Raw genomic sequence first — 25,613 nt, forward strand, 5'->3', positions numbered from 1 at the left:
TGTGCGTGTGAGGCCGATACTCCGCCGCGTGTCTTCCCCCCCCCCCCCCCCCCCCCCGCGACCGGGACCGGCCTGCGGGCAGGCCGGTCCCGGTCGTCAGTGCATCAGGAGTCGGGCCAGCTGTCCTCGACGGACTTCGTGACTTCCTCCGTGGACGAACCGTTGAGCCAGTTCACGATGCCGCTCCAGAAGGAGTTGGCCCCGACCGCGCCGGGCATGAGGTCCGAACCGTCGAAGCGGAAGACGGTCTCGGGATCCTGGAGCAGTTCGATGGACTGGCGGTCGAGGTCCGACTGCGCGACCTCGGGATCGAGTCCCTTGTTGGCGCTGATGGCCCCACCCTGCGAGACGCGCGCGTTCGCGAACTCGGCGCTCGCGAGGTAGGTCTGCAGTGCCTGTACCTCGGGGCGGTCGGCGTACGCGCCGATGAGCTCGCCGCCACCGGTGATCGCGGTCCCCTGGGAGGCGTCGATCGGAGGGGTCATGAAGGCCCAGACGTCGCCGTCCTCGGCGACGTTCGTCCCCTCGGGCCAGTTGGCGGCCTGGAAGGACGCCTGGTGGTGCATGGCGCACTGGCCGTCGAGGACGGGCTGGCCCGCCTCGGCGAACGGCGTGGACAGGATCGACCGGACGTCACCGAAGCCGCCGTTGACGTTGGCGTCGTCCTTCAGGATCTCGCCGACGCGGTCGAAGGATTCGACGATCTGGGGGTCGTTGAACGGGATCTCGTGGGTGACCCACTGGTCGTAGACCTCGGGGCCGTGCTCACGCAGGACGGCGTCCTCGACCCAATCCGTACCCGGCCAGCCCGTCGCCTCGCCCGATTCGAAGCCCGCACACCAGGGCTTCATCTCCTCTTCGTCGGCGATCTTCTCGGTCAGCTCGGTCATCTCGTCCCAGGTCGCCGGGACTTCCCAGCCCTTCTCCTCGAAGGTGGCGGGAACGTACCAGACGTAGCCCTTCACATTGGCGAGCATCGGAGCCGCGTAGAAGGTGCCGTCCACGGTGCCGTACTTCTTCCAGTCCGCCGACCAGTTCTCGTCGACGAGGTCCGAGACGGCCTGCGGTGCGGGCTTGAGGTTCGAGGCCTGGTCCGCGAGCAGACCGGGCTGCGGGAAGATGGCCAGGTCGGGAGCCGTGCCACCCTGGGCGCGGACGCCGATCTGGGTCTCGAACTCCTTCGATCCCTCGTAGGCCACCTCGATGCCGGTGCAGTCCGCGAAGTCCGTCCAGGAGTTCTCGAGCAGCTCGGCTTCGACGTCGACGATGGTCGAGTAGACGCTGACCTCGGCGTCCTCGAACGTCCCGTACGACTCGTAGGCCGCGCAGTCCGCGTCGCCCGAACCGCCGGCGCTGTCGGATCCTTCGGAACCGCAGCCGGCGAGTGCGAGAAGGGAAACACTGAGCGCTGCGGTGGGCAGCAGCAACTTCCGTGAGCGAATGGTCGCCATTGAAACAGACTCCTTTGTCCTGGGATGCATCACGGACCGGTCGCAGGCCCTGGGGGCCCGCGACCGGTGGTGTTCAGCATCCCTGAATGATGGAGTCAGCGTAAGCGCTTGCAAAGCGCCCCCACAACCCGCCGCGCCCTGTCGGCCGCTTCGATGCGCAATTGTGATGCTGCACACGGAGGCGCTAGCTGACGCGTTCCGCCCGCGTGAAGCGCACCCGGGCACCCGAATCGATGCTGATCAGGACCGGCGGCCGGGAACCGGTCACCGCGTCGAGCGCTTCGACGAGCCGGGAGACCTCGGCGGCGACCACGTAGGGAGGCACGCCCTTCCGCGGGAGGACGCGGACCCGGAGTCCCGGCTCGCCCCGGACCTGCCAGGTGCTCACCGACGCACCCGCGAGGTCGGACCGTTCGAGCAGCGCGGCTTTCAGCGCCTGCTCCGCTGCCGCTGCGGTGATCCTCACGGATCCAGCCGATTCCACCGTCCCGCCGTCGGCGCCCGTCGCGAACAGGCCGGTCCGGCCCCGTCCCTGGGCGGCGATCCAGACGACCAGCATCACGATCAGGAACACGAGGAACGCCGCGAGCGCGATCCACAACCAGGTGTCCGCCTGACCCTCGAGCGTGGTCCGGGTGCGCAGCCCGTCGAGGGCGTCGCCGGCCCGTGGCGCCGCAGCGCGCCACCACGAGGCGACGGCGGGCAGCGTCAGGACGGCGAGTCCGGCGGCGCCCAGGGCGAGGACGAGGAGTCCGACGACGCCGAGCACGAGGCGGTTGAGGAGCCTCGGCGTGGTGTTCACTGCCCGATCACCCCCGCCTCGGCCACGACCACGGTGATCCTCGGCCCGGGCTCCACGCTGGAGCGTCGGAGGTCGTCCGCGACGGCCGCGCGGACGGCGTCGGCGTCGATGCGGACGCCGGAGGTGGGCCTGATCTGCACGGTGACGATGCTCCGGCCCACCGTCACCAGCACCTGCTCGGGCGCCACCCCCGCCGCGAGGCGCGCCCGGCGCGCCAGCGACGAGGCCACGACCTCCGCGTCGACGACGACGGCGGCGCGCTCGTTCGGGATCGTGTAGCGGGCGCGGCGTCCGGGCAGGACGGCGAGCAGGAGGAGCAGCGCCCCGAGTACCAGCAGCAGGAAGGAGGCGGCCCCGAGCAGCGAGCCGGGCACCCCACCGGGGAGGGCACCGAGCCACGCGGCAGCCCTCTCGACATCGAGGAGGAACGGCTCGTCCCCCACGGCCTTGAGCACGGCCTCGAACAGGAGCAGCAGGCACCCTGCGATCAGGAGGACCGCGACGACCACCGACGGGAGCGCGCGGGAGGAATGCAGTTCACGGCGCACGAGGCGCCCTGTGGACGCGGGCGCCCCGCGGGAGACCGGATCGGCACTCACAGCACCCTCGCCCCCCTGCTCACCGTGCTGCCGATGATGCGGATGTCCACGCGGCTCAGCCGAGCGCCACTGAGCTCTTCCACGCGCTCGAGGATCGGCGTGCGGGCGGCCTCCGCGCGGGCGAGGATCGGGCCCCCGAAGGAGTCGACGATCCCGGGCTCGTCGAGGACGCGGGCCAGGGGCGGAACGGGCAGGGACAGGGCGAGGAGGAGCGCCAGCAGGCCCCGGTCGTCCGAGAAGGTCGCCCTGACCTGGCCGGGCTGCACGCCGAGAGCGTCGGCGGCAGCGGCCCGGGCCAGGCTGGTCAGCGCCTGCGTGGTGATGCGGTTGTGCCCGGACAGGGGTGCCGGGCGCCGGAGCGGAGGAGCGGGTGTCCCGGCATGGAGGGATGCAGCGGGGACGGACGCCGTGGTCACGAGGACGAGCGTCGGCCGGACAGGGCGTCGAGGACACCGCGGACGTCGAGCTTGCCTTCGGCGACCCGCCCGACGACGGCGCCGCACAGCACGAGCACCAGGGTGAGGAGGAAGCCCCAGAAGCCGAAGATCAGTGCCGCGAAGGCGAGGACGGCTCCGGCGGCCATGCCGGTGGTGGTGGGCGTCATGGCTTCCTCATTCGACCGGTGGTTTGAGCTGCGTGGAACCCGCCGAGCCCACGGAGCCCGCGGGGCCGGTGGTGCGGACGCGGTCCGCCTTCGTCTCGGCGGGCTGCGGCAGGTGGACGTCGAGAACCTCGACGTTCACCTCGATGACCTCGAGCCCGACCATGTCGGTGAGGGCGTCGTAGACGGCTCCCCGCACGGCATCGGCGAGGGCGTGGAGGGCGTAGCCGTAGTCGGCGATCAGGCTGATGTCCACGGCGATCTGGGTCTGCCCCACCTCGACCTTGACCCCGTGGGACGGTTCGCCGGCTCCGACGGCGTCGCGGATCGCTCCGAGCGCACGGCCCGGGCCCGGTCCCAGCGCATGCACTCCCGGCACGGACCGGGCGGCGATGGCGGCGATCTTCACGGCGGCGGGATCGCCGATGACCGTCCGTCCGGCGGGTGCGCCGGGGAGGACGGGCAACGGCCGCCCCACAGGTTGCTCGATCATCGGAGAAGGCCCCTTTCACTTGTGCCCAGCCTAAGCCACCGCGCCCGGCACGGGGCGGTACGCGCCCCGGGCGGCATGCGCCGCTTCCCTGCGCGGGCGGCTCGACGACGAGGCGTACCGCGAGGGTCAGGAGCCGGTGCAGTGCTCCCCGAGCCAGTCCTGCACGGGCGCCATGGCCCGCCGGAAGCGCTTCTCGTCGAAGGTGCCGGATCCCTTCGGGGGCGCCTCCACGGAGTGGGCGAGGACGGTGAAGTCGTCGTGCAGTTCCGCGGGGACCTTGTCCCGCAGGTCGAGGATCTGCTGCTCCAGGGCGAGGAGCTCGTCGGGGTCCGTGTTCGAGCGCAGGCTCAGCGGTGCGAGCATCGCCGTGGTGACCCCGCCGGCGACGATCACGCAGTGGTCGGACGGATCAGCCGGCGCCCCGGTCGCCGCACCGTCGCTCCCCTCGGGCCGGGCGGCCGGGTCGGACGGCGGCCCGGTGACGGTGCCCGGCTCCGCGGAGGGGCTGGCCGGCATCGTGAGCATGGTCTCCTCGGGCGCGGGACCGCCCGGGCTGCATCCCGTGAGGGCTGCTGCGAGCGCACACAGCCCGACTGCGGAATGCAGGAGTCTCACTGGTGCCCTCTCGTCTCGGCGCGATCCCGGAGGTTCAACGCGCGGAACCTCCACTACTCTCCCGGGTGGTTCTCACGGGCAACCGGAAGGCCTGCCCAGCGGGACGCGGCGGATGCGTCCGGCGCGATGCTATCGCGCGAACCCGGGCATCGACCGGGAGGGGATCGGGCCACGCGTGTCGGGCACGAAAAAACCCCGCGTTCCGGGGGAACTACGGGGTTTCGTGGTGGCTCCGACCGGCGTCGATCCGGTGACCTCTCGATTTTCAGTCGAACGCTCTACCAACTGAGCTACAGAGCCTTGCGATCATCGCGATGATGATCACCGTATCCAGCCCGACCGGCCCCCGAGGGGAACCAGCCGCCTGAGCGACCCTGACGGGACTTGAACCCGCGACCTCCGCCGTGACAGGGCGGCGCGCTAACCAACTGCGCTACAGGGCCTTGCTAACTTCACTTGCCGTTTGCAAGAGTTCCAGCCTACCAGCACTTTCCGTACCGATTGACCGCCCGTGAGGGCCTCTCCTGCGTACCCCCAACGGGATTCGAACCCGTGCCGCCGCCGTGAAAGGGCGGTGTCCTAGGCCGCTAGACGATGGGGGCCCGGACCACGGTTCGGGTTCCTGCGACCCTCCGGAGGGCAAGCATTTCCGGCGGATCATTCCCTGTCGTGGACCTATAAGACTATAGGGGTACTTCGGCGCATACACAAAATTCCGGCCGGCCCCGCGGATCGCCCACGGGGGGCTTCCCGGGCGGCCGGAGCGCGGTCTGTACGATCGGGGCGTGCCGTTCGAGATTTCGCGTGGGGAGTTCGAGGAAGCCGTCGATGACGCCATCGACCAGATTCCCGACGACCTCGCCCGCGCCATGGACAATGTGGCCATCTTCGTGGTCGAGGAGTACGAGCCGGCCCCGGGGGAACCCGCGGACACCGAACTGCTCGGCCTCTACGAGGGGACCCCGCTCACCGAGAGGGACTCGTGGTGGGACGCCGGCTCCCTGCCGGATCGCATCAGCATCTTCCGGGGGCCTCTCATGCGGTTGTGCGAGACCCGGGAGGAACTCGTGGAGGAGATCCTGGTGACCGTGGTGCACGAGATCGCCCACCACTTCGGGATCGACGACGAACGGCTCCACGAGCTCGGGTGGAACTGACGCGACCCGCCCACGCGGCGTGGTGTCGGGAGGCGTCCGGGGGCTCCTACCCGGCCGGGGCGATCATCGGCCCGAAGGAGCTGCGGTCCTCCAGGCGCGGGTCCGCCTTGTCGGGCACGATCAGTACCGGCCCGCGGGCGTGGTGCAGCACTCCCTGGCTCGTGGAGCCCATCAGCATCCCCGCGAACCCGCCGCGGCCCCGCGTGCCCACCACGAGCAGCTCCGAGGTCGCCGAGGCCTCGATGAGGACCTCGGCCGGCGGTCCGTCCACGAGGTCCACGCGGATGTCGACGTCGGGGAAATGGCTCTTCAGCCAGTCGCGGCCGGCGGCGAGCTGGACGGCGAGGTCCGCGTGCAGGGCCTCCCGGTCCACGGGCGCCGGGACCCAGGCGAGCGAACCGTTGAAGGGGGCCACCGAGCAGATGACGCGGAGCGCGAGTCCCCTCGACCGCGCCTCCTCGGCCGCCGCGAGCGAGGCCATGCGCGCCTGCTCCGAGCCGTCGACGCCGACCACGACGATCGGCTCCACCGCGGCGGGCGCCGGGACCCTGTCCTTGCGCGGCTTCCTGTCCAGTTCCGGGTGCCCGAGGCGCACGCCCGTGCACACCGGGATGACCGCCGTGGGGCACTTGGCGTGGGCGGGCAGGGCACTGCTGACGGAGCCGAGGAGGCGGCCCACGAATCCGCCGCGGCCGCGCGAGCCCACGACCATGAGCTCGGCCTCCTCGGAGAGGTCCAGGAGCACGCCCGCGGCATCGCCCGTCTCGATCCTGGGATGCACGTCCACGGCCATGCCCTCGACGTGCGTCAGCGCCTCCGTGAGGACGGCCTGCGCGCTCTCGCGGATGACGTCGTCGTCCACGGTGGCGTAGCCGGCATCCATGCTCGACGCCGCGAAGACGGGCACCGTGTAGGCGGTCACCACATAGAGCGGCGACGCGCGCCGTTCGGCCTCACGCGCCGCCCAGAGGAGGGCGCACGTGCTCTGGTCGGAGCCGTCGACACCCACGACGATCCCGTGCCCTGCCAGCCCGTGCGACGGGCCTTCTGCGTGCTCGTTGCTCACGGCAAGCCTCCCTCGGTCGCGTGTCCTACCGCCTCTGGCGGCCGGTCCCCCATTTGTAGCGCACCCGCTCGTCCCCGGTCCATCCACCGGGCTATTCAGGGTCTGAAAAGTTATATAGGCTGCGAGGACCCGTTGCGGGGGCTGGGGCCATGGGCCGTACGCCCCTGTGCGTCGTGCTCTTGGTTGACCCGTTCGCAGCCAAGAGTCCGTACGGTCCGGAAGAGGCGCCGGACCGTACGGAACCCCCTGCTTCGTGGAGAGGTGACCCCGGTGGATTCCTTACCGCTCGACCCGGTCCGCTCTGCGTCCGTGCCGCCCGCGTCCGCGGAGCACACGAGCACCGTGGTCATCGGGTCGGGGCTGTCCGGCCTCGCCGTCGCCAGTGAACTCAGCCGCCGCGGCATCAGCTCGATCGTCGTCGAGAGCCTCGAGTGCTCCGACTCGGGTGCCATGCGCACCGTTATGACGGACTCCGTCTCCCTCTCGGAGCGGACGGAACTCATGCGGCTCCTCCGCGCCTACGCCTCGGCCCATCAGCTCGACGTCCGGCAGACCACCGTGGCGGAGCATCTCAGCATCATCGGGCACCCGAAGCTCATCAAGGGTCCCGTGGGCCGCAAGAAATGGGCCGTCCAGACGGCCGACGGCGTCCTCCTCGCCGACCATGTGGTCCTGACCAAGTACCCGCAGAACGAGCTGCGGAAGTTCCTGCGGTCCATGGGCATCGCGATCGGCAGGGATCTCAAGGCCGCGCTGCGCGCCATCGGCCTTCACCTCGTCGGCGTGGGAGAGCTGCTGACGCCCACCACGCGCGAGATCGTGCGTCAGGCGAAACTCGTGAGCGACGCGATCGTGGCCCAGGGGCCCGCCGCGCTCAACCGCATCGCGCCGCCGCACCCCGCCGTCTCACCGCTGGGCGCCTGACGCACCCTGGCGTCCGACGGCGTCCGCAAGAACGTCCACCCGGACCGTCCGCACGGCACCGGTGCGCGCGGCACCGGTCCGCGCGGGACCGGGAGCTGCTATTTGCCGGCGCCGAGCCGCCGGCGTGCCGTGACCGCGAGCGCCACGGTGATCGCCACGAGGGCCGCGATCATCAGCACGATGCTCCACGGGAAGTCGCTGACGCCGGCCGTCTGCGTCTCGTTGGTGATGTCCTCCGCCTCCACGGGACCGGCGGTGCTCGCCGCGTCCGGCACCGTCGTCGAGCCCTGCTGCGCCGTGAAGGCGAACGTGCCCTCGATCGGGTGGGAGTCCGAGCTCACCACGCGCCAGTTGACCGTGAAGGCACCGGCCGGTGCCCCCGAGCGGAGCGGCTGGGTGGCGGTCCGGTCCACGATGGCCACCGGGCCGTCCGCCCAGTCCGTCCCGGACTCGTCGAGGACCTGCACCTGAGCGCCGATCCCGGACGGCACGTTGGAGAACGTGAGCTCGAGGCTCGGCGGGAGCACCTCCACGGTGGCGCCCTCGGCCGGAGCGGTGCCGCTCAGGTCGTCGTGGGCGTTCGCCGCACCGCCGGCGCCGAGGAGCACGGCGAGGGCGAGCAGGACGGCGGGCACGATCGCGGCCACGGGTCGGAGGGGACGACGACGCGCCGTCCCGGGATGCTGGGCGCGGAGGAGGGCAGACATGCCCCAACCCTACGCGGAGACCCTGACCGGGCGCTGGGACCGCCGCCGTCACGAACCGCGCCACCGACGGGCACCGGGATACACTTTCCCCGACAACCCCCGCCCCTTCCGCCCTAGGATCCCCCATGCTCAAAACTGGTTCCGCGCTGGATCGCTACTTCGACATCACGCAGCGGGGGTCCACCTTCTCCCGGGAGATCCGCGGCGGTCTCGCCACCTTCTTCGCCATGAGCTACATCGTGGTCCTCAATCCCCTCATCCTCGCCGGCGCCGACTCCTCCGGCGCCGAACTGGGCTTCGAACGCGTCGCCGCCGTGACGGCGCTCGTGGCGGGCATCCTGACGATCGTCATGGGAGCCTGGGCCAAGTACCCCTTCGCCCTCGCCACGGGCCTCGGCGTCAACGCGTTCGTCGCCATCACCGTGGCGACCAACCCGGGCCTGACCTGGCCGGACATCATGGGCCTCGTGATGCTCGCCGGGCTCACGATGCTCGTGCTGGTCCTCACGGGCTTCCGGACGGCGGTCTTCAACGCGGTACCCGAGAGCCTCAAGACGGCGATCGTGGTCGGCATCGGCCTGTTCATCGCCCTGATCGGCCTCGTCAACGCCGGCTTCGTGCGCCGGGTGCCCGACGTCGCCAACACCACGGTGCCCGTGGGCCTCGGGTTCGGCGGCGTCCTGATCGGCTGGCCCACCCTGGTGTTCGTCTTCGGCCTCATCCTGACCATCGCCCTCGTGGTCCGCCGGGTGCGCGGCGCCATCCTCATCGGCGTACTCGCCGCGACCGCGCTCGCCGTCGTGCTCGAGGCCGTCTTCGACGTGGGGCCCAGCTTCACGCCGGGCCAGGAGCCGAATCCCGCGGGCTGGTCCCTCGTGGTCCCCGAACTGCCCTCCGGCTCCTGGGTGGGCGCACCCGATCTCGGCCTCGTGGGCAACGTCAGCCTGTTCGGCGCCTTCGGCCACCTCGGCGGCACCGCCGCCATCCTCCTGACCTTCACCATCCTGCTCAGCATCTTCTTCGACGCGATGGGCACCATGGTGGGCCTCGCGAACGAGGCGAAGCTGGTGGACGCCAAGGGCAACATCCCCGGCGTGAACCGGGTCCTCGTCGTGGACGCGCTCGGCGCCGTCGCCGGCGGTGCCGGTTCCGTGTCCTCCAACCAGATCTACGTCGAGTCCGGTGCCGGGATCGGCGAGGGCGCCCGCACGGGACTCGCGAACGTCGTCACCGGGCTGCTGTTCCTGCTCGCGATGTTCTTCACGCCGCTCATCAGCCTCGTACCGTTCGAGGCCGTGGCCCCCGCCCTCGTGGTGGTGGGCTTCATGATGGTGGCCCAGGTGGGGCGCATCGACTTCGAGGACTGGGGCGTCGCGCTCCCGGCCTTCCTCACGTTCACCCTCATGCCGTTCACCTACTCGATCGCGAACGGCCTCGGCGCCGGCTTCATCGCCTTCGTGCTGATCCGCGCCATCCAGGGCCGCGGGCGCGAGGTGCATCCCCTGATGTGGGCCGTCGCCGCGGCGTTCGTGGTGTTCTTCGGCATCGGGCCCATCGAGGAACTGCTCGGCATCTGACCCGGCGGGGCCGGTCTGCGCCGTCCCTCCCATCCGTGACCCGTCGGGGCTGGGAATGGTCGGACATTCCCAGCTTCGTCTTGGCTGCAGTGGGAGCAAGCCGTCTCGTCCGCGAGGGCGCCGCCCGCACCCCGGCGAGGAGAAGCGGGGAAAGCGGGGGGGGCCGCCGTCGTCCCTGGATCCGGGTACCGCGGGAGCCCGCCGCGGTTCAGCGGGCGGACCAGCCGCCGTCCATGACGTAGGAGGAACCCGTCACCATGCCGGCGTCGTCGCCTGCCAGCCAGGCGACGAGCGAGGCGACCTCCTCCGGTTCGACGAGCCGCTTGATGGCCGACTCGGTGAGCATGATCCTCTCGAGGACTTCCTCCTCGCTGATGCCGTGCAGGCGTGCCTGGTCGGCCAGCTGGTTCTCCACGAGGGGCGTGCGGACGTAGCCGGGATTGACGCAGTTGCTCGTGACGCCGTGGGCGCCGCCCTCGAGGGCTGTGACCTTGGAGAGCCCCTCGAGGCCGTGCTTGGCCGTCACGTAGGCGGCCTTGAACGGCGAGGCCCGCAGGCCGTGGACCGAGGAGACGTTGATGATCCGGCCGAAGCCCCGCGCGTACATCCCCGGGAGCGCGGCGCGGATCAGGAGGAACGGCACCTCGACCATCAGCCGCTGGATGCGGCGGAAGTCCTCGGGATCGAAGTCCTCGAGGGGACTGACCGTCTGGATCCCCGCGTTGTTCACGAGGATGTCGGCCTCGAGGGTCAGCGTCTCGAGCGCCCGCGTGTCGAGCAGGTCGACCGCCCACGCCTCGCCGCCGAGGTCGGCGGCCAGGTCCCCGGCGCCGGCCGCATCCCGGTCAGCGACGACGACCTGTGCGCCCCGTCCGGCGAGTGCGCGGGCGCACGCCGCACCGATCCCGCTCGCGCCGCCCGTGACGAGCGCGCGCCGGCCCGCCAGGGGCCCCGGGGTCAGGGCCGTCGCGGGCTGGGACGCCGTCGTGCTCATGGCTTGGCCTGTCCCACGAGCGGCTCGTCCAGTCCGTGGCGCCGCGCGTCCTCCGCGTCGACCTCGCGCAGGGAGATCCCGCGGGTCTCCTTCAGGGTCAGGACGGCGACGAGGGTGATGGCGCAGGCGATCACGAGGTAGATCGCGACCGGCACCCAGCTGCCGTACTCCTGCAGGAGGGCCGTCGCGATGATCGGCGCGAGCGATCCCGCGAGGATCGAGGTCACCTGGTAGCCCAGGGAGACGCCCGAGTACCGCATCCGCGTCGGGAACATCTCCGCCATGATGGCCGGCTGTCCCGCGTACATGAAGGCATGGAAGACGAGGCCGATCGTGACCGCCAGGATGATCAGGAAGGGGTTCAGGGTGTCGAACATCGGGAAGGCGAAGAACGCCCACGTGGCGCCGAGGACCACCCCGACCAGGTAGACCGGCTTGCGGCCGAAGGCATCGGACAGCCTGCCCACCTGCGGGATCACCGCGAAGTGGACCACGTGCGCGATGAGGAGGGCCAGCAGGAGCTGCGAGGTGTCGTACTGGTGCACGGTCTTCAGGTAGACGATCGTGAAGCTGACGATGATGTAGTAGAGGATGTTCTCGGCGAACCGCAGGCCCATGGCTCCGAGGATCCCCTTGGGGTACCGCTTGACCACTTCGAGGACGCCGTAGCTGACCGCCTTCTCGGACTCGATCTTCTCGCGGGCCTCGAGGAAGATCGGGGCCTCGCTGACATGCGTGCGGATGTAGTACCCGATCACCACGATGATCGCGGAGACCCAGAACGCCACGCGCCAGCCCCAGCTGAGGAACTCGTCCTGCGGCAGGATCCAGCTCATGCCCAGCAGGACGAGCGTCGCGAGGAGGTTGCCCACCGGGACGGCCGCCTGCGGCCAGCTGGACCAGAACCCGCGGGACCGGTTGGGGCTGTGCTCGGCGACGAGGAGGACGGCGCCGCCCCACTCCCCTCCGACGGCGAAGCCCTGGATGAAGCGCAGGATCACCAGCAGCGCCGGCGCCCAGTAGCCGATCGAGTCGAAGCCGGGCAGGCATCCCATGAGGAAGGTGGCGACGCCGACGAGGATGATGGTGAGCTGCAGCGTGTGCTTGCGGCCGAGCTTGTCACCGATCTGCCCGAAGACGATCCCGCCGAGCGGCCGGGCCACGAAGCCGACGGCGTACGTGAGGAAGGCCGCGATGATGCCGTCGAGCTCGGAGCCCGCATTGGGGAAGAAGAAGGTTCCGAAGACCAGGCTCGCCGCCGTGGCATACAGGAAGAATTCGTACCACTCGACGACCGTCCCGACCATGGCGGCCGCGACGATCCGCTTGAGGCCCGACGCCTCGCCGGCCGTTCCGTCGCCCTGCTGGTTACCGGGGGTGTTCGAGCGCTGATTGACGCTCATGGAGATCTCCTCTGTCGACGCTGACATGGCGGGCCCAGGTCGGGCCCTGATGGGTTTCCTCCGAGTATGCCTGCGCGCTTTCGGTCCGCCAATGGCCAGATCGGCACCCCTGCTCTGCAATACTGCAGAGATGCTCCCTCCCAACGCCCAGGATCTCGTGGTGCTGCTCGCCGTCGCGCAGAGCGGACGCTTCACCACGGCCGGCGATGCGCTGGGACTGAACCACACCACGGTGTCACGGCGGATCGCGGCCCTCGAGAAGGCGCTCGGCGGGCGGGTCGTCTCCCGCGGCAGCGGCGGATGGGAGCTGACGGACCTGGGCCGACGGGCGGCGGACGCGGCGGCCGTCGTCGCCGAGGCGGTCGCCCGGCTGGGCGACGACGACGGCGCACTCTCGGGGGTGGTGCGGATGAGCGCCACGGACGGTTTCAGCGCCCTCATCGCCGCTCCGGCCTTCGCCCGGCTCCGCGCCGCCCACCCCCGGCTCAGCATCGAGATCATCACCGCGACACGGCGGGCCTCACAGACGCGGACGGGCCTCGACTTCGAGGTGGTGGTCGGCGAACCGCAGGTGCACCGTGCGGAGGCCGAGCGGCTGGGTACCTACGTCCTCGGGCTGTACGCGTCGAAGGAGTACCTCGCGGCGCACGGTGCTCCGGGCACCCTCGAGGAGGCCATGCGCCATCCGCTCGTGTACTTCATCGACTCGATGCTGCAGGTGGACAGCCTCGATGCGCCCCGGCGGCTCCTGCCCACCATGCGCGACGCCCTGAGCTCGACCAACGTCTTCGTCCACGTGGAAGCCACCCGGGCGGGCGCGGGGCTCGGCCTGCTGCCCTGCTTCATGGCGGACCGGCACGCCGACCTGGTCCGGCTCCTCCCCTCCGACGTCGCGGAGGAACTCGACTACTGGCTCGTGGTGCGGGCCGATGCGCTGCGCCAACCGGCGGTCGCGGCCGTCGTCGACGCCCTGCGGCAGGCGACCGCGGCCATGGAGGCGCAGCTCCTCGGCCGACGGTGACGCGCTACGCGCCGCTCCGGGGGCGGAGGCGTGTCTCCTCGACGTCCAGGATGCGCTGGGCCTTCGCCAGCACGCGCGAGGAGTAGGTGCCGCGCGCCCGGGCGGCGAGCAGCGCCTGCCGCTCCGCCTCGAGCACGGCAAGCCGCAGGTCCCGGTACTGGCGGTGCGGCGAGCGCACGAGCTTCTGTTCCGGGAGCCGCGCCTTCTCCCATTCGAACTCCGTCCGCCTCCCGGTGTCGGCGCGGACACGGTCGAGCACGTCGTCGTCGACCTCGACGTCCTCGCCCATGACGGCCTGCGGGTCGTCCAGCACGCGCAGCCCCTCGGTACGCAGCTCGTCGAACAGGGTCGCGGACTCCTCCCGGTCGGCGTCGGCGTCGATCCCCTCGATCTTCAGCACCCGGATGAGTGCCGGCAGCGTGCCGCCCTGCACCAGCAGGGTGGTGACGGCGACGGTGAACGCGATCAGCACGAGCTGCTCCCGGTAGGCGAACGACCCGGGCAGGGACTGCGCCGCAGCCAGCGTTACCACGCCGCGCATGCCGGACCAGCCGAGCACCGTGGCGCCCTTCCAGCCGAAGCCCTCCCGCCGTTCCAGTTCCAGGTCCGCCTTGCGCCGCTGGTACAGCCGGGTGAGGGCCCGTTGGCGCCGCTCCTGCCGCGCATCCAGCGTGCCCAGCTTCCTGAGCCTGGCCAGTCCGCGGCGCAGCTGCAGCGTGCGCCGCTCGGCCCGGCTCGGCAGGCGCCGCATGAGCAGCACGAGCGGGAAGACCCAGAGGAACCGCAGCAGGATCAGGACGAGGGTCGCGAGGAGGCCGATCAGGATCGTCTCCCCGACCGTCAGCAGGGACTGGTCGATGCTCCGGAGCAGGCCCCGGATCTCGAGGCCGATCAGCAGGAACACGCCGTTCTCGAGCAGGAACTGCACCGTCCGCCAGTTCACGTTGTCGCTGATGCGCGCCCGGGCGTCGATCCTGCTCGCGCTGTGGTGCCCCGTGTAGATGCCGGCGACCACCACGGCGAGCACCCCGGAGGCATGGAGTTCCTCGGCGGGCAGGAAGGCGATGAAGGGCACGGCCAGGGACAGCGCGGTGTCCAGCACGGGATCGTCGAGCCGGGACCGGACGAAGACCGTCACGGCGCCGACCGCGTAGCCCACCACGACCGCTCCGACGACGGCGAAGGCGAAGTCCGCCAGGGCCGCACCGAGGCCGCTCAGGGCACCGGCGGACGCGGCGATGGCGCTGCGCAGGAGCACGAGGGCCGTCGCGTCGTTGACCAGGCCCTCGCCCTCGAGCACGGTGAGCAGCCGCGGCGGGAGCCCGAGCCGCCGGCCGATCGACGTGGCGGCGACGGCGTCGGGCGGGCTGATGACGGCGCCGAGCGCGATGGCCGCCGCGAGGCCGAGCCCGGGCAGGAGGGCGTGGAGGAGGAGCCCGGTGACGAGGGCGGAGACGACGACGAGGGCGACGGACAGGCTGGCGATCGGCGTGAGGTTCCGGCGGAAGTCCGTCACCGGCGTCTTGATCGCCGCGGCGTAGAGCAGGGGCGGCAGGATGCCGGTCAGGATCCACTCGTCGGGGATGCTGAAGCTCGGCACGCCCGGCACGAAGGAGAGGCCGATCCCGACGACGACGAGGATGAGGGGAGCCGCGACCCCCACGCGCTTGGAGAGCACGGCCACGCCGACCAGGACGGCGATCCCGATGATGCCCAGCAGTCCCGGTTCCACCCGGCCAGCCTAGTGGGCGGGCCCGGGGACGGGAGTCGGGGCGCAGGGTGGCGCCCGGCTTGACGCCGGAACCGTCGCCCGGGGCCCGTCGCGGCGGGCCCGATGCCGGGCTGCAGACCGGCCTGATGCTGTGGCCCCGGTGGTCAGTCCGAGAGGAGCTGCGCGCCCGCCGCGAAGGTCCGCACGCGGGCGTCCCGCCAGAGGTGCGCCGGCACTCCCCCGCCGAGCAGCTCCCGGGTCAGTCCCGGGTCCTCGCCGAGGGGGGCGTCGCTCCCGGCGATGATCACGTTGCCGTAGCGCCGGCCCTTCAGCATCGCGGGGTCGGCGATGATGGCGGTGGAGGTGAACGCGGCGGCGATGGTCGCTGCCTCGCGCCGGGCCATCGCGAGGTTCGGGCTGTCGCCGCAGTTGACCACGTAGACGCCGTCGTCCGCGAGCACCCGCTTGGCCGCCGCCGTGAACTCCCGCGTCGTCAGGGGTGCCGGGGTCACGGCCCCGGCGAACACGTCGCGGATCACGAGGTCGCGGCTGCCCTCGCTCAGCGATTCGGTGACGGCGCGAGCCTCCCCGACCCGGATGCGGACGAGGGGCGCCCGCGGGAGATCGAACCACCCGCGCACCAGCTCGGCGAGGCGCCCGTCGAGTTCGACGACGACCTGGCGCGCCTGGGGGTGGCTGGCGGCGAACCGGCGCGCGAGCGAGCAGGCTCCCCCGCCGAGGTGCAGCACGCGGAGCCGGTCCGAGGACGCCCAGCGCGCATCGACGAGCGAGGCGATCCACCGCATGTACTCGAAGTCGAGGTGCAGCGGATCCGCGAGGTCGATGTGCGAGCTGGGCACCCCGTTGATGCGCAGCACCCAGCCGTTCGGGGTGTACGGATCGGGTTCGAGTTCGCAGGTCCCGGTGTCGATCGGGAACTCGCCGATCTCGGGGCTCGGACCGGTGGGTCTCGCCATCAGGGAAGTCTTCTCACTCTTGGTCGGGGCGGTGCATCCGGAACATCGGCCTGTAGTGCCAGGTGGGCCCGCACAGCATGGACGTGCCGTCCGGGACGAAGCCGTTGCGGTCGTAGAAGCGCTCGGCCCGCGTATTGCCGTCGAGGATCCAGAGGTAGGCGGCCCTCGTACCGATCGCGGTGTCGAGCAGGCGCTGCCCGAGTCCGGTGCCGTGGGTGGAGCGCAGCGTGTAGATGTGGTGCAGTTCGAAGTCGGGGCGGTCCTCGTCGCGACCCGGGCCCGACGTCGCGATCGCGACGGGCCCGCCGTCGTCGTCGAACGCCAGCCAGCTGCGTGCGCTGCCGGGGAGCCGCTCGGCGTCCGCGAAGGCCGCCTGCCGGCGCTCGATGATGGCGGGCAGCTCGGCGTCGTAGTACTCGTGGAACTCGGGCGGCATGATCTGCTCGTACGTCTCGTGCAGCCCGGCGACGTGCGTGCGGGCGTAGGCCTCGGCGTCGTCGACCGTGGCCGGCCGGATCACGTAGGGCAGCGTCAGCAGGGGCTGTGTCACGTCGTCAGTTTAGTGGCCTGAAGACACCGAATGGCGTCGAGGGGTGTCAGGAGTGGCCCTCGAACTGCTCCTGCTCGGCGAGTGCCGCCTCCAGCCGCTCCACCTTGCCGGTCAGTTCGCCGGTACGCCCGGGACGGATGTCCGCCTTCAGCACGAGTGACACGCGGCTGCCGTAGCGGGCGACGGCGTCGGTGGCATGCTTCACCACCGCCATGACCTCGTCCCACTCGCCCTCGATCGTGGTGAACATGGAATCGGTGGAGTTCGGCAGGCCGGACTCGCGCACGACGGCGACCGCTGCGGCGACGGCGTCGTGCACCGACCCGTCGGGGTTCTCGCGTGAGAGGTCGGAGGAGCCGGACGGGGCGACGCTGAAGGCTACGAGCATGGTCCCAGTCTGGCACGCGGCGGCGCCCGTGGGCAGGGCAAGCCGTCGGGAGGACGGGCGCTCCGGAGCGGCTCCGGCGCACATCTGGGGCGTCTCCCGCGCACATCCGGGGCGTCTCCGGCGCACATCCGGCGCGGGTGTGCGTTGCGGGCCCGAGACCCGGGGCATCGTGGCGAACCCGTTGCGGAGTAGCCACGGGTCTGGGCACCCGGCGCGGCGGCCCGGTCGGAGGGTGCTGGGCGGTCCACGGGCCGGTCGAGGGCGGGCACGACGGAGCCCGGACGTCCTCCGCCCGGGCTCCGTCGCGTCCGACCCTCAGGGACCGGTGACGCGGAGCGCCTCCCATCCGAGGAGCGTGCCGTCACCGGTGAAGACGACCATCCTGTTGTCGCCGGGACGGGTCGCGGCGGGCGTGGTCACGGTGATCTCCCCGTCCTCGGACGCCTGACGCCAGCCGAGGCCGCTGCCACCGAGGTAGGCGTAGAACCACTCGCCCGCCTCCAGGTTCTCCAGCGTCACATCACGGGCACCGCGGCCGAACTTCTGGTCGGCAAGGCCGAGATCGATGCGCGACGACGGCTTCAGGTCCCGGTCCGTCGCCGGTCCCGGCACGAAGTCCGGCTCCGGATCGACCAGGTCGCCCGGGCCCGCGTCGGCGCCCGTGTAGGTGATGCTCGGAGCCGCCGGCGCCTGCATGTCCTGGCCCAGGAAGTACGAGGTGTGCGGGGGCTGATTGTAGGCCGTGTTCTGCCAGGCGACCCCGAGCCGGTAGACCGGGTCCGACTGCAGCGTCCTCAGCCGGTGGTCGGTGGCATCGACGGTGGTGGCGATGCGCAGGGCGGACGAGTCCGCCGTCCGCGTGACGATCTCCTCGCGCCAGTCGCCGAACAGGTCCGCCTGCAGGGCCGGGTTCGCCTTCGTGGTGTTGTTGCTCAGGGTGCCCTCCGCGCGGTAGATCTCCTCGGCGGCCTGCGACTGCGGGTTCCACTTCGAGATGGTCGGGACCCCGGCGGCGGCGGCCGCGTCGTAGTCGTTGTCCGTGATCTCGCGGAGCAGGTCCCCGTCCCACCAGGTGACGAAGTTCGCCGCCGGGATCTTCTCGGACAGGAGTTCACCTGCGGAGGAGCGGAGCTGCCCGACGGGTGAGTTGTAGGCGGCGTCGCCGCCGATGGCCCAGCCCTCCGCGCCGGGATGGGCGGGGTCGATATCGGCCATCGCCGCGCGACCGGTGTCCCGGGCCGCCGGGATCGACCAGATGATCTCGCCCGTCGCCGCGTCGCGGTAGGTGGCCCCGCGGTTGCCGGATGCCCCCATGTCCTCGTGGGCGGCGAAGACCTCGAGCCCGGCGTTCGTGGGGTCGAAGTCGGAGACGTGCAGGGCGTCGCCGTGTCCGAGGCCCGTGGTGTAGAGCGCCTCGCCGTCGTCGTCGATGGTCATGGACCCGAAGACGATCTCGTCCTTCTGGTCGCCGTCGACGTCCGCCACCGAGAACTCGTGGTTCCCCTGGCCGCGGTACTGGCTGCCGGCCTCGTCGGAATCGAAGGTCCACCGCGAGGTGAGGTTCGTGCCGTCGAAGTCGAAGGCCGCGATCACGGCGCGTGTGTAGTAGCCGCGGCTGAAGACGACGCTGGGCTTCTCGCCGTCCAGGTAGGCCACGCCTGCCAGGAACCGGTCCACGCGGTTGCCGTAGGTGTCACCCCAGGCTCCGACGTCACCGCGCGCAGGGACGTAGTCGATGGTGTCGACCGCCGCCCCCGTCGCCCCGTCGAACACCGTGAGGTACTCGGGTCCGCTGAGCACGTAGCCGGAGGAGTTCCGGTGGTCCGCCGCGGCGTCCCCGATCACGGTGCCCCGACCGTCGACGGTGCCGTCGGCGGTCTTCATGGTCACCTCGGCCCGGCCGTCGCCGTCGAGGTCGAAGACCTGGAACTGGGTGTAGTGGGCGCCGGCCCGGATGTTCCTCCCGAGGTCGATCCGCCACAGCCGCGTGCCGTCCATCTCGTAGGCGTCCATGTAGACCGTGCCGGTGTAGCCCGCCTGCGAGTTGTCGCGGCTGTTGCTCGGGTCCCACTTGAGGATGATCTCGTAGTCGCCGTCGCCGTCGACGTCACCGACGGAGGCGTCGCTCGCCCGGTACGAATAGGGCTGGCCGTCCTTCGTGACGGCATCGGCCGGCTTCTCGAGCGGGACGTCGAGGTACTGCTGGTCCCAGACGGTGAAGTCCTCGGTGGCCCAGCGCTCCACGCCGTCGACGACGGAGCTCACCCGGTACACGGCCCCCTCGGTCCCTTCGGCGTCGAGCAGATTGGTGCTCGACGTGAGCGGCGCCTCGGTGACCCGCTCGCCGTCACGGTAGACATGGAAGGCGATGCCATCCTCGTCGAGGCCGAGCATGCGCCAGCCCAGGTAGACGCCGCCGTCACCCTGGACGGCGACGGGGGCGCGGTCCAGGCGCTCGGCCTGCCGCTGCAGGGTCGTGGCGGCGGGTGACGTGATGGTCGAGGACCGCTCGGACGCTCCGCCCGCGTTCACCGCGGTGACGGAGTACGTGTACTCGATGGTCGTCAGGACGTCCGTGTCCGTGAAGGAGGCGTCGTCGGCCCGGCCGACCAGTTCGGCGTCCCCGAGCGATCCGTCGGCGTTCGGCTCGGCCCGGTACACCTGGTAGAACAGGGCACCGTCCGACGGCGTCCAGCTGATCGTCACGTCGTTCTTGTTGACGGCGCCCAGGGAGAGGCCCGTCGGGACGGCTGCCGGGGCGACGTCGGGGTCCACGGTGGTGAGGACGAGCGGGTTGGAAGGGACGGATTCCGTCCCGCCCGCGGTGAGCGCCACCACCGTGTAGGTGTACTCGAGTCCGACGTCGGCGGTGGTGTCCGTCAGTGCCGGGACCGTGGTGTCGCCGACGGCGATGCGCTCGGAGGAGCCGGTCGCCGTGCGGTGGACCCGGTACCCGGCGGCGCCGTCGGCGGCCTGCCAGGCGAGGGACACCGCTACTCCCGCTCCGTCGATCGTCAGGTCCTGCAGCGCGAGGGCCGACGGTGCGAGTTGCAACGGGGTCACCTCGATGCCGTTGAGGCGGGAGGACGTGCCCGTCATGACGAGGTTCAGCTGGCCGTCCGTGACGAGTACCGGTTCGCTCGTCTTCTGCGCGACGGCGGCGCGGCCGGCATTGGCCGAGCCGAAGTCCTTGCCCTCGAGCTGCACATTCGACCTGCTGCTGCCGATCCAGTCACCGGTGTAGGTGCGGACGGCGTAGGAGCCGTTCGGGACGTCGACGGCGAACTCGTGGGCCGGCGTCGGCAGCAGGAAGTCCCGCTCGAGGTCCGTGGGCGGGGGCGTGAAGGCGATGCCGCGGTCGCGGCCGGTGAGGCCCGTGGTGTCGAGGAAGCCCCAGCCGCGCTCGACCGTGTAGGCGCTCGTCTGGCTGGCCTCGGTGTAGCCCGGCATCACGGGCGAGCCGGCGAGCTGCACGTCGAAGCGGTACAGCGGCGATTTCGTGGCGATCCGCACGGCGTCCGACGGCGCGGACTCGCCGCGGCCGTTGACGGCGGTGACGCGGACGTCGTACTCCGCGCCCTCCTTGAGGCCCGGGACGGCCGCCTGCGGGAGGGTCGAGGTGGCTACGAGCGTGTAGGCGTCCCCGGCGCCGGCGTCCTTCCGGAACACCCGGTAGATATCGGCCCCCTCCACGGGCTTCCAGGTGAGCTGGGCGCTCGCGTTGGAGACACTGGCGACGACGACGCCCGCGGGTGCGGCGGGGACGGCTGCCGGAGGCTCCGCCTCCTCGATCTCGGCGGCGAGCGGGATGTCGAGACCAGCCACGCCGCGCGCGACGAGACGCGCCATCTGGATGGCTCCGTACTCCTGGAAGTGGGTGTCGTCCACGGTGCCCGCCGGTCGGCTCGGGTAGACCCTGGCGGGCACGTGGAGGTAGACGGACTTCGCGGTCTCGGCGCCGATCTCGTCCAGGTACGCCCGGCTGGAGGCCGCCAGGTCCACGAGCGGCGTCCCGGTCTCGGCGGCCAGCTTCTGCACGGCTTCCACATAGGCGGGGAAGGAGACTGCCGCCTTGCCGTCCGGCCCGAAGGCGCGCCGCGAGACGGGCGTGACCAGGATCGGCGTGGCTCCCCGCTGCTCGGCCCCGTCCACGTAGGTCCGGAGGTACTCGTAGTAGTCGGCCGGTGCCGCGAAGCGGTCGTCCACGCCGTAGCTGTTGTCGTTGTGGCCGAACTGCACGAAGAGGTAGTCGCCGGGCCGGATGCCGCGGAGCACCTCGTCGAGGCGTCCCTGGCTGATGAAGTTCTTGGAGCTGCGCCCGCCGATCGCCCTGTTGTCCACCGTGACGTCGTCGTCGACGAAGCGGTCGATCATCTGGCCCCAGCCGGCCTGCGGTGCCACGTCCGAGCGGTAGGTCTGGACCGTCGAGTCCCCGGTGAGCCAGACCGTCGGCGAGGGCGACTGCGCGCGGTCGGCCTGGCGGGTGATGGTCAGGGCGTTGAGGTTCGCGGCCGTGCCCGCGACGTCGAGGTTGAGCTGCCCGTCCACGACCGCGATGTCGAAGGACATCTCCAGGTACTGGCCTGCGGGCCGGGTGGTGGGTTGCACCTTGGTGATCTGCTCGGCGATCAGCGCGATGTCGGTCGGGCCGGCGGCGTCACCTGCGACGACGCCGACGGTGTAGTCGCCGTTCGGCAGGTCCACCACGAGCTCCGTGTCGCCGATCGTGACGAAGTCGGACCGGGTGGCATCGGCCGTCCCCCGGTCGGTTCCCGTGACCTTCGACGGGTCGACGAACCCCGCCCGCGCCCCCTGACCGTAGCCCGTGGTCGCGGTGATCGCCGTCGCGCCCGGCGCCACGGATCCGGGGCCGAGATCGAGGGCGAGGACGCCGCCGTCGGGCAGCGCGGGCGGGTTGCCGAACGGGCTCGACGCCGTCGCGGCCGAGGGCGCGGTGATGCCGTCGGCACCGCGCGCGCTGACGCGGTAGAAGCGGGGCGCGGAGGTGTCCACGGCGGCGTCCGTGGCGAACACGTCGCCCGAGGTCTCCGCGACCCGGACGTAGTCGCCGTCGACCGTGTCCGAGCGGGACACCACGTACCCGGTGGCGCCCGGCACCTCGTTCCAGCGGAGCATCACCGCCGACTCCGTCAGGCGCGCGAGCCGGACATTGGTGGGCACGGGGAGCGACGATGCCGCCTCCGCGGCAGCGGGCGGAGGAGGAGGGTCGACGGCGAGGGCGGGACTCCCCGCGAGCGAGACGCCGAGGACCGTCACCCCCGCCAGGAGTGGTGATCGGAAGAGGGCGCGCTTGAGACCGGATCGTGGCATGGGGAGGTACCTTCTCGTTTCATCATCGAAAACGGTGAGTGGCGTCGACAGCCCTCCCAGGAACCGGGTACGGCGGCATCCTGGAGCGGATCAGCGGAAGACGTGCCGTCAGCCTAACGGCGGTGCGTGCCTTGGGCAAGGGTTTTGGGAAAACGCTTCCCATCAAGGCGGATCAGGCGGAGACAGTGATCCCGCCCGTCGAGGCGCGCTCCACGAGGTGTGTCGGCAGGATGATCGCCGCCGGGTCCTCGCCGCGGATCACGCCGAGGAGGATCCGCACCATCTCGTGGCTGATCCGGCCGAAGGGCTGCCGCATGGTGGTCAGGGGCGGTTCGGTGGAGGCGGCCACCGGGGAGTCGTCGAAGCCGGCCACCGCGACGTCCTCGGGGACGCGCCGGCCCTCGGCCCGGAGGACGTCGAGTGCGCCCGCCGCCATGAGGTCGTTGGCCGCGAAGACGGCGTCGAGCCCCGGCGCCTGGTCGAGGAGCTGCCGCATCGCCTGCCGTCCGCTCTCCAGGCTGTAGTCGCCGGGAGCGACGAGGCGTTCGTCGTACGAGCCACCCATCTCCTCACGGTACCCGCGGAGCCTCCCGACACCACCGGAGGTGTCCATCGGTCCCGTGATGGTGGCGATCGACGTCCGGCCCAGCCCACGCAGGTGCGCGACCATGTCCCGTGCCCCCATCGCGTCGTCGGCCGCGACATAGCCGATCTTGCCTTCGAAGCCGAGGGGGATCCCGCAGGCGATCATGGGTACACCGGATTTGTAGATGTCTCCGATGATCGACTGGCCGCGTGCGTGGGAGGAGACGAGGAGCACGCCGTCGACGTGCCCGGCGGTGATGAAGTCGCGGGCCCTGCGCTGTTCGTCCTTGGTGCCGGCCATGATGAGGACCAGGGAGACGTCGTGCTCACCGAGGGCCTCGGACGCACCCCGCATGAGGATGGAGAAGTTCGGGTCTTCGAAGAGCCGCTCCTGCGTCTCGCTCAGCAGGAACGCCACCGTGTTGGCCTTGCTCGTGGCCAGGCTCCTGGCGTGCGGGTTGATGCGGTAGCCGGTCCTCTTGATGGCCAGCTCGACGGCGGTGAGCGCGTCCGGGCTGACCCAGTGGCCGCCGTTGAGGACCCGCGACACGGTGCCCCTCGAGACGCCGGCCGCCTTCGCGACGTCGTCGATGGTGGGCCGCTTCGGGCCCCGGGTGCTGGTCACCGACATAGCGTATCCCGGCGCGTTCAGGCCTTGACGGCGCCCGCTGCGAGGTCGACGCGCCAGAACCGCTGCAGGAGCAGGAACATGAGGATGAGCGGCAGGATGGACAGGAGCGCGCCCGTGACGACGAGGGTGTAGAGCGCGGGCGCGGAGGCACCCTGGTTCAGGAGTCCGTTGAGGCCCACCGTGATGGGGAAGAGGGTGTCGTCGCCCAGCATGATGTACGGCAGCATGAAGTTGTTCCAGATGGCCACGAACTGGAACAGGAAGATGGTCACCAGTCCGGGGAGCATCATCGGCATGGCGATGCGGGCGAAGATCCCCAGCTCGCTGGCGCCGTCCGTCCTGGCGGCCTCGACGACGTCGGTGGGCACGGCTGCGGCGGCGTAGATGCGGGCCAGGTAGATGCCGTAGGGGCTGATGATCTGCGGCAGGAACACGGCCCAGTAGGTGTTGGTGAGGCCGAGCTGAGCCATCAGGAAGTACTGCGGGATCGCCAGGATGACGCCGGGGACCAGCACACCCATCAGCAGGATGTTGAAGACCGCTGACTTCCCGGGGAAGGTGAACTTCGCCAGGACGTACCCGGAGAGCGCCGAGACGAAGGTGGAGGCGATGGCGCCCGCGCCGGCGTAGAGGGCCGTGTTCGCCATCCACCGCCAGAAGAGACCGTCGCGGTAGCCGCTGAGCTCGGCGATGTTGTCGAACAGGTGCGTGCTGGGGGCGAACGTGAACGTGGAGAAGAGCTCCGAGCCGTCCTTGGTGGAGGCCATGAGCACCCAGAACACCGGCAGCAGGCAGTAGAGCGCACCGAGGAGCAGCAGTGCGGTGGCGACGGCACTCGGCTTCTCGTGTCCGTGGACGCTGTCGCGGCGGGACCTGAGCGACGGCGTGAGGGGCGGGGTGAGGGTGTCGGCCATGTCAGTCTTCCTGTCCGAAGGCGCGCTTCTGGACCACGCGGAGGAATACGAAGGAGATCAGGAGCGTCGCGGCGGCGATGACGATCGAACTCGCAGCGGCGGAGTAGATGTCGTCGCGCGTGAAGGCGTCGCGGTAGACCTTCATCAGGGGCGTCCAGCTCGTGGAGAGCGTGTTGGTGAGCGGCCGCAGCGTCGTCGGCTCGGCGAAGACCTGAAGCGTCGCGACGATGGAGAAGAGGGCCGTCATGATGAGCGACGGCGTCACGATGGGGATCTTGATCCGGAGGGCGATCTGCGTCTCGGAGGCGCCGTCGAGGCGTGCCGCCTCGTAGATGTCGTTCGGGACGGCCTTCAGGGACGTGTAGATGACGATCATGTTGAAGCCGACCCCACCCCACAGGGCGATGTTCGCGATCCCGAACATGATGAGCTGCGAGGAGAGGATCTGGGGCATCTCGATGCCGAGCCGCTCGGTCAGGTAGTAGAAGGGGCTGACGGACGGCAAGTAGAGGAAACCCCACAGGAGCGAGCTGATGACCGCGGGCACCGCGTAGGGCAGGAAGATCGCGACGCGGGAGAACGTGGTGGCCCTGGACCTCCGCGAGTCCAGCAGCAGGGCGAACAGCAGCGCGAGCCCCAGCATGCACGGGATCAGGATGACGCCGTACGTGAGGACCCTGCCGACGCCGGCGCCGAACTCGGGGTCGCCGAGGGCGGCCGCGTAGTTGTCCAGGCCCGCGAAGACCTGCTTGCGCGCACCCGAGCCCAGCCCGAGCCCGGACACCTCGACGCGCTGGAAGCTGAGGTACAGCGTGTAGAAGATGGGGGCCGCCATGAACACGGCGAACAGGACGATGCCGGGAGCGAGCATCAGGTACGGCGTGAGGACGCGGGACCTGAAGCGGTGCGACCGGGGTCGCCGGGGACTGCGGGCCCCGGACGCGGGCGACGGTGGGCCGGCCTGGCCGTCCCCGCTCCGGACGGCTGTGCTACCGGATACTGCTGGCTGAACGCTCACGGTGTTCCCCTTCGAACGTCGGTGCCGGCGACCCCCCCCCCAGAAGCGGGGGGAACCACGGGGCCGGTGGTCCCTCTCTGGCGTTCCTCCGTTGCGCT

23 protein-coding genes and 3 tRNA genes are annotated in these 25,613 nt (G+C 70.9%); 4 read left to right on the plus strand and 22 right to left on the minus strand.

Going from position 1 to position 25,613, the window contains the following annotated elements; all coding sequences use genetic code 11:
• Positions 1-104: 104 nt before the first annotated feature.
• The 10 genes from ACX80K_RS17665 to ACX80K_RS17710 form a co-directional block, all read right to left on the minus strand.
• On the minus strand, positions 105-1,451 hold the full coding sequence (locus ACX80K_RS17665) for an ABC transporter substrate-binding protein (RefSeq protein WP_459273220.1): 1,347 nt from the start codon (positions 1,449-1,451) through the stop codon (positions 105-107).
• 184 nt (positions 1,452-1,635) lie between these two features.
• A complete protein-coding gene (locus ACX80K_RS17670) occupies positions 1,636-2,253 on the minus strand; it encodes a hypothetical protein (RefSeq protein WP_459273221.1) in 618 nt (205 codons plus the stop codon).
• Entirely contained in the window at positions 2,250-2,852 is a 603-nt protein-coding gene (locus tag ACX80K_RS17675) for a DUF6286 domain-containing protein (RefSeq protein WP_459273222.1), read from the minus strand. Before ACX80K_RS17675 ends, ACX80K_RS17670 begins: the two co-directional genes overlap by 4 nt.
• Positions 2,849-3,193: a hypothetical protein gene (locus ACX80K_RS17680; RefSeq protein ID WP_459273242.1), complete on the minus strand. Its 345-nt coding sequence runs from the start codon at positions 3,191-3,193 to the stop codon at positions 2,849-2,851. Before ACX80K_RS17680 ends, ACX80K_RS17675 begins: the two co-directional genes overlap by 4 nt.
• A gap of 71 nt (positions 3,194-3,264) precedes the next feature.
• Positions 3,265-3,456 (minus strand): DUF2273 domain-containing protein, encoded by a 192-nt coding sequence (locus tag ACX80K_RS17685; protein ID WP_459273223.1) that lies wholly within the window; start codon positions 3,454-3,456, stop codon positions 3,265-3,267.
• A 7-nt stretch (positions 3,457-3,463) separates the two neighbouring features.
• Positions 3,464-3,946, minus strand: a complete 483-nt coding sequence (locus ACX80K_RS17690; protein ID WP_459273224.1) for an Asp23/Gls24 family envelope stress response protein — start codon at positions 3,944-3,946, stop codon at positions 3,464-3,466.
• 126 nt (positions 3,947-4,072) lie between these two features.
• Positions 4,073-4,471: a hypothetical protein gene (locus ACX80K_RS17695; RefSeq protein WP_459273225.1), complete on the minus strand. Its 399-nt coding sequence runs from the start codon at positions 4,469-4,471 to the stop codon at positions 4,073-4,075.
• 314 nt (positions 4,472-4,785) lie between these two features.
• Positions 4,786-4,861 (minus strand) — tRNA-Phe (locus ACX80K_RS17700).
• A 69-nt stretch (positions 4,862-4,930) separates the two neighbouring features.
• Positions 4,931-5,004 (minus strand) — tRNA-Asp (locus tag ACX80K_RS17705).
• An 86-nt stretch (positions 5,005-5,090) separates the two neighbouring features.
• A tRNA-Glu gene (locus ACX80K_RS17710) sits at positions 5,091-5,163 on the minus strand.
• A gap of 183 nt (positions 5,164-5,346) precedes the next feature.
• Between ACX80K_RS17710 and ACX80K_RS17715 the strand changes: the two genes are divergently transcribed.
• Positions 5,347-5,718 carry a metallopeptidase family protein gene (locus ACX80K_RS17715; protein WP_459273226.1) on the plus strand — a complete coding sequence of 124 codons (372 nt, stop codon included), beginning with the start codon at positions 5,347-5,349 and terminating at the stop codon, positions 5,716-5,718.
• A gap of 46 nt (positions 5,719-5,764) precedes the next feature.
• On the opposite strand, the gene ACX80K_RS17720 is transcribed toward ACX80K_RS17715, so the two are convergent.
• Positions 5,765-6,784 carry a universal stress protein gene (locus tag ACX80K_RS17720; RefSeq protein WP_459273227.1) on the minus strand — a complete coding sequence of 340 codons (1,020 nt, stop codon included), beginning with the start codon at positions 6,782-6,784 and terminating at the stop codon, positions 5,765-5,767.
• 270 nt (positions 6,785-7,054) lie between these two features.
• Here ACX80K_RS17720 and ACX80K_RS17725 point away from each other — a divergent pair, with 270 nt between their 5' ends.
• Positions 7,055-7,708, plus strand: a complete 654-nt coding sequence (locus tag ACX80K_RS17725; RefSeq protein ID WP_459273228.1) for an FAD-dependent monooxygenase — start codon at positions 7,055-7,057, stop codon at positions 7,706-7,708.
• Between the two features lie 98 nt (positions 7,709-7,806).
• Here the strand turns inward: ACX80K_RS17725 and ACX80K_RS17730 are convergent, their stop codons facing one another.
• A complete protein-coding gene (locus tag ACX80K_RS17730) occupies positions 7,807-8,415 on the minus strand; it encodes a copper resistance CopC family protein (RefSeq protein ID WP_459273229.1) in 609 nt (202 codons plus the stop codon).
• Positions 8,416-8,540: 125 nt separating this feature from the next.
• Between ACX80K_RS17730 and ACX80K_RS17735 the strand changes: the two genes are divergently transcribed.
• Positions 8,541-9,992 carry an NCS2 family permease gene (locus ACX80K_RS17735; protein ID WP_459273230.1) on the plus strand — a complete coding sequence of 484 codons (1,452 nt, stop codon included), beginning with the start codon at positions 8,541-8,543 and terminating at the stop codon, positions 9,990-9,992.
• 208 nt (positions 9,993-10,200) lie between these two features.
• Here the strand turns inward: ACX80K_RS17735 and ACX80K_RS17740 are convergent, their stop codons facing one another.
• Together ACX80K_RS17740 and ACX80K_RS17745 are read right to left on the minus strand one after the other, a co-directional pair.
• On the minus strand, positions 10,201-10,986 hold the full coding sequence (locus tag ACX80K_RS17740) for a 3-hydroxybutyrate dehydrogenase (RefSeq protein WP_459273231.1): 786 nt from the start codon (positions 10,984-10,986) through the stop codon (positions 10,201-10,203).
• Positions 10,983-12,389, minus strand: coding sequence for an MFS transporter (locus ACX80K_RS17745; RefSeq protein ID WP_459273232.1), 1,407 nt, complete (start codon positions 12,387-12,389; stop codon positions 10,983-10,985). The genes ACX80K_RS17740 and ACX80K_RS17745 overlap by 4 nt, the downstream gene beginning before the upstream one ends.
• A 130-nt stretch (positions 12,390-12,519) precedes the next feature.
• On the opposite strand from ACX80K_RS17745, the gene ACX80K_RS17750 reads away from it, so the two are divergent.
• Complete coding sequence (locus tag ACX80K_RS17750) at positions 12,520-13,410, plus strand: LysR family transcriptional regulator (RefSeq protein WP_459273233.1); 891 nt, start codon at positions 12,520-12,522, stop codon at positions 13,408-13,410.
• Between the two features lie 4 nt (positions 13,411-13,414).
• On the opposite strand, the gene ACX80K_RS17755 is transcribed toward ACX80K_RS17750, so the two are convergent.
• From ACX80K_RS17755 to ACX80K_RS17790, 8 genes are all read right to left on the minus strand, one after another.
• Positions 13,415-15,142, minus strand: coding sequence for a cation:proton antiporter (locus tag ACX80K_RS17755; protein ID WP_459273234.1), 1,728 nt, complete (start codon positions 15,140-15,142; stop codon positions 13,415-13,417).
• A gap of 143 nt (positions 15,143-15,285) precedes the next feature.
• On the minus strand, positions 15,286-16,098 hold the full coding sequence (locus ACX80K_RS17760) for a spermidine synthase (protein WP_459273235.1): 813 nt from the start codon (positions 16,096-16,098) through the stop codon (positions 15,286-15,288).
• Positions 16,099-16,111: 13 nt separating this feature from the next.
• On the minus strand, positions 16,112-16,648 hold the full coding sequence (locus ACX80K_RS17765) for a GNAT family N-acetyltransferase (protein WP_459273236.1): 537 nt from the start codon (positions 16,646-16,648) through the stop codon (positions 16,112-16,114).
• A gap of 46 nt (positions 16,649-16,694) precedes the next feature.
• Complete coding sequence (locus tag ACX80K_RS17770; protein WP_459273237.1) at positions 16,695-17,036, minus strand: thiamine-binding protein; 342 nt, start codon at positions 17,034-17,036, stop codon at positions 16,695-16,697.
• A gap of 315 nt (positions 17,037-17,351) precedes the next feature.
• Positions 17,352-22,367: a rhamnogalacturonan lyase family protein gene (locus tag ACX80K_RS17775; protein ID WP_459273238.1), complete on the minus strand. Its 5,016-nt coding sequence runs from the start codon at positions 22,365-22,367 to the stop codon at positions 17,352-17,354.
• 172 nt (positions 22,368-22,539) lie between these two features.
• Positions 22,540-23,583: a LacI family DNA-binding transcriptional regulator gene (locus ACX80K_RS17780; protein WP_459273239.1), complete on the minus strand. Its 1,044-nt coding sequence runs from the start codon at positions 23,581-23,583 to the stop codon at positions 22,540-22,542.
• A gap of 17 nt (positions 23,584-23,600) precedes the next feature.
• Positions 23,601-24,497, minus strand: a complete 897-nt coding sequence (locus tag ACX80K_RS17785) for a carbohydrate ABC transporter permease (RefSeq protein WP_459273240.1) — start codon at positions 24,495-24,497, stop codon at positions 23,601-23,603.
• Between the two features lies 1 nt (position 24,498).
• The gene (locus ACX80K_RS17790) at positions 24,499-25,368 is read right to left on the minus strand and encodes a carbohydrate ABC transporter permease (protein ID WP_459273241.1); all 870 of its coding nucleotides are present in this window, start codon (positions 25,366-25,368) and stop codon (positions 24,499-24,501) included.
• Positions 25,369-25,613 lie beyond the last annotated feature (245 nt).

The sequence above is a fragment of the Arthrobacter sorbitolis genome, assembly GCF_054510995.1.

What these genes read in the sequence shown, in the direction of transcription:
- ACX80K_RS17790 (WP_459273241.1), bottom strand. Translation starts at nt 25,368, where the DNA reads ATGCTCGCTCCCGGCATCGTCCTGTTCGCCGTGTTCATGGCGGCCCCC.
- ACX80K_RS17780 (WP_459273239.1), bottom strand. Translation starts at nt 23,583, where the DNA reads ATGTCGGTGACCAGCACCCGGGGCCCGAAGCGGCCCACCATCGACGAC.
- ACX80K_RS17695 (WP_459273225.1), bottom strand. Translation starts at nt 4,471, where the DNA reads ATGCTCACGATGCCGGCCAGCCCCTCCGCGGAGCCGGGCACCGTCACC.
- ACX80K_RS17785 (WP_459273240.1), bottom strand. Translation starts at nt 24,497, where the DNA reads ATGGCCGACACCCTCACCCCGCCCCTCACGCCGTCGCTCAGGTCCCGC.
- ACX80K_RS17665 (WP_459273220.1), bottom strand. Translation starts at nt 1,451, where the DNA reads ATGGCGACCATTCGCTCACGGAAGTTGCTGCTGCCCACCGCAGCGCTC.
- ACX80K_RS17740 (WP_459273231.1), bottom strand. Translation starts at nt 10,986, where the DNA reads ATGAGCACGACGGCGTCCCAGCCCGCGACGGCCCTGACCCCGGGGCCC.
- ACX80K_RS17770 (WP_459273237.1), bottom strand. Translation starts at nt 17,036, where the DNA reads ATGCTCGTAGCCTTCAGCGTCGCCCCGTCCGGCTCCTCCGACCTCTCA.
- ACX80K_RS17735 (WP_459273230.1), top strand. Translation starts at nt 8,541, where the DNA reads ATGCTCAAAACTGGTTCCGCGCTGGATCGCTACTTCGACATCACGCAG.
- ACX80K_RS17685 (WP_459273223.1), bottom strand. Translation starts at nt 3,456, where the DNA reads ATGACGCCCACCACCACCGGCATGGCCGCCGGAGCCGTCCTCGCCTTC.
- ACX80K_RS17730 (WP_459273229.1), bottom strand. Translation starts at nt 8,415, where the DNA reads ATGTCTGCCCTCCTCCGCGCCCAGCATCCCGGGACGGCGCGTCGTCGT.
- ACX80K_RS17745 (WP_459273232.1), bottom strand. Translation starts at nt 12,389, where the DNA reads ATGAGCGTCAATCAGCGCTCGAACACCCCCGGTAACCAGCAGGGCGAC.
- ACX80K_RS17690 (WP_459273224.1), bottom strand. Translation starts at nt 3,946, where the DNA reads ATGATCGAGCAACCTGTGGGGCGGCCGTTGCCCGTCCTCCCCGGCGCA.
- ACX80K_RS17775 (WP_459273238.1), bottom strand. Translation starts at nt 22,367, where the DNA reads ATGCCACGATCCGGTCTCAAGCGCGCCCTCTTCCGATCACCACTCCTG.
- ACX80K_RS17760 (WP_459273235.1), bottom strand. Translation starts at nt 16,098, where the DNA reads ATGGCGAGACCCACCGGTCCGAGCCCCGAGATCGGCGAGTTCCCGATC.
- ACX80K_RS17750 (WP_459273233.1), top strand. Translation starts at nt 12,520, where the DNA reads ATGCTCCCTCCCAACGCCCAGGATCTCGTGGTGCTGCTCGCCGTCGCG.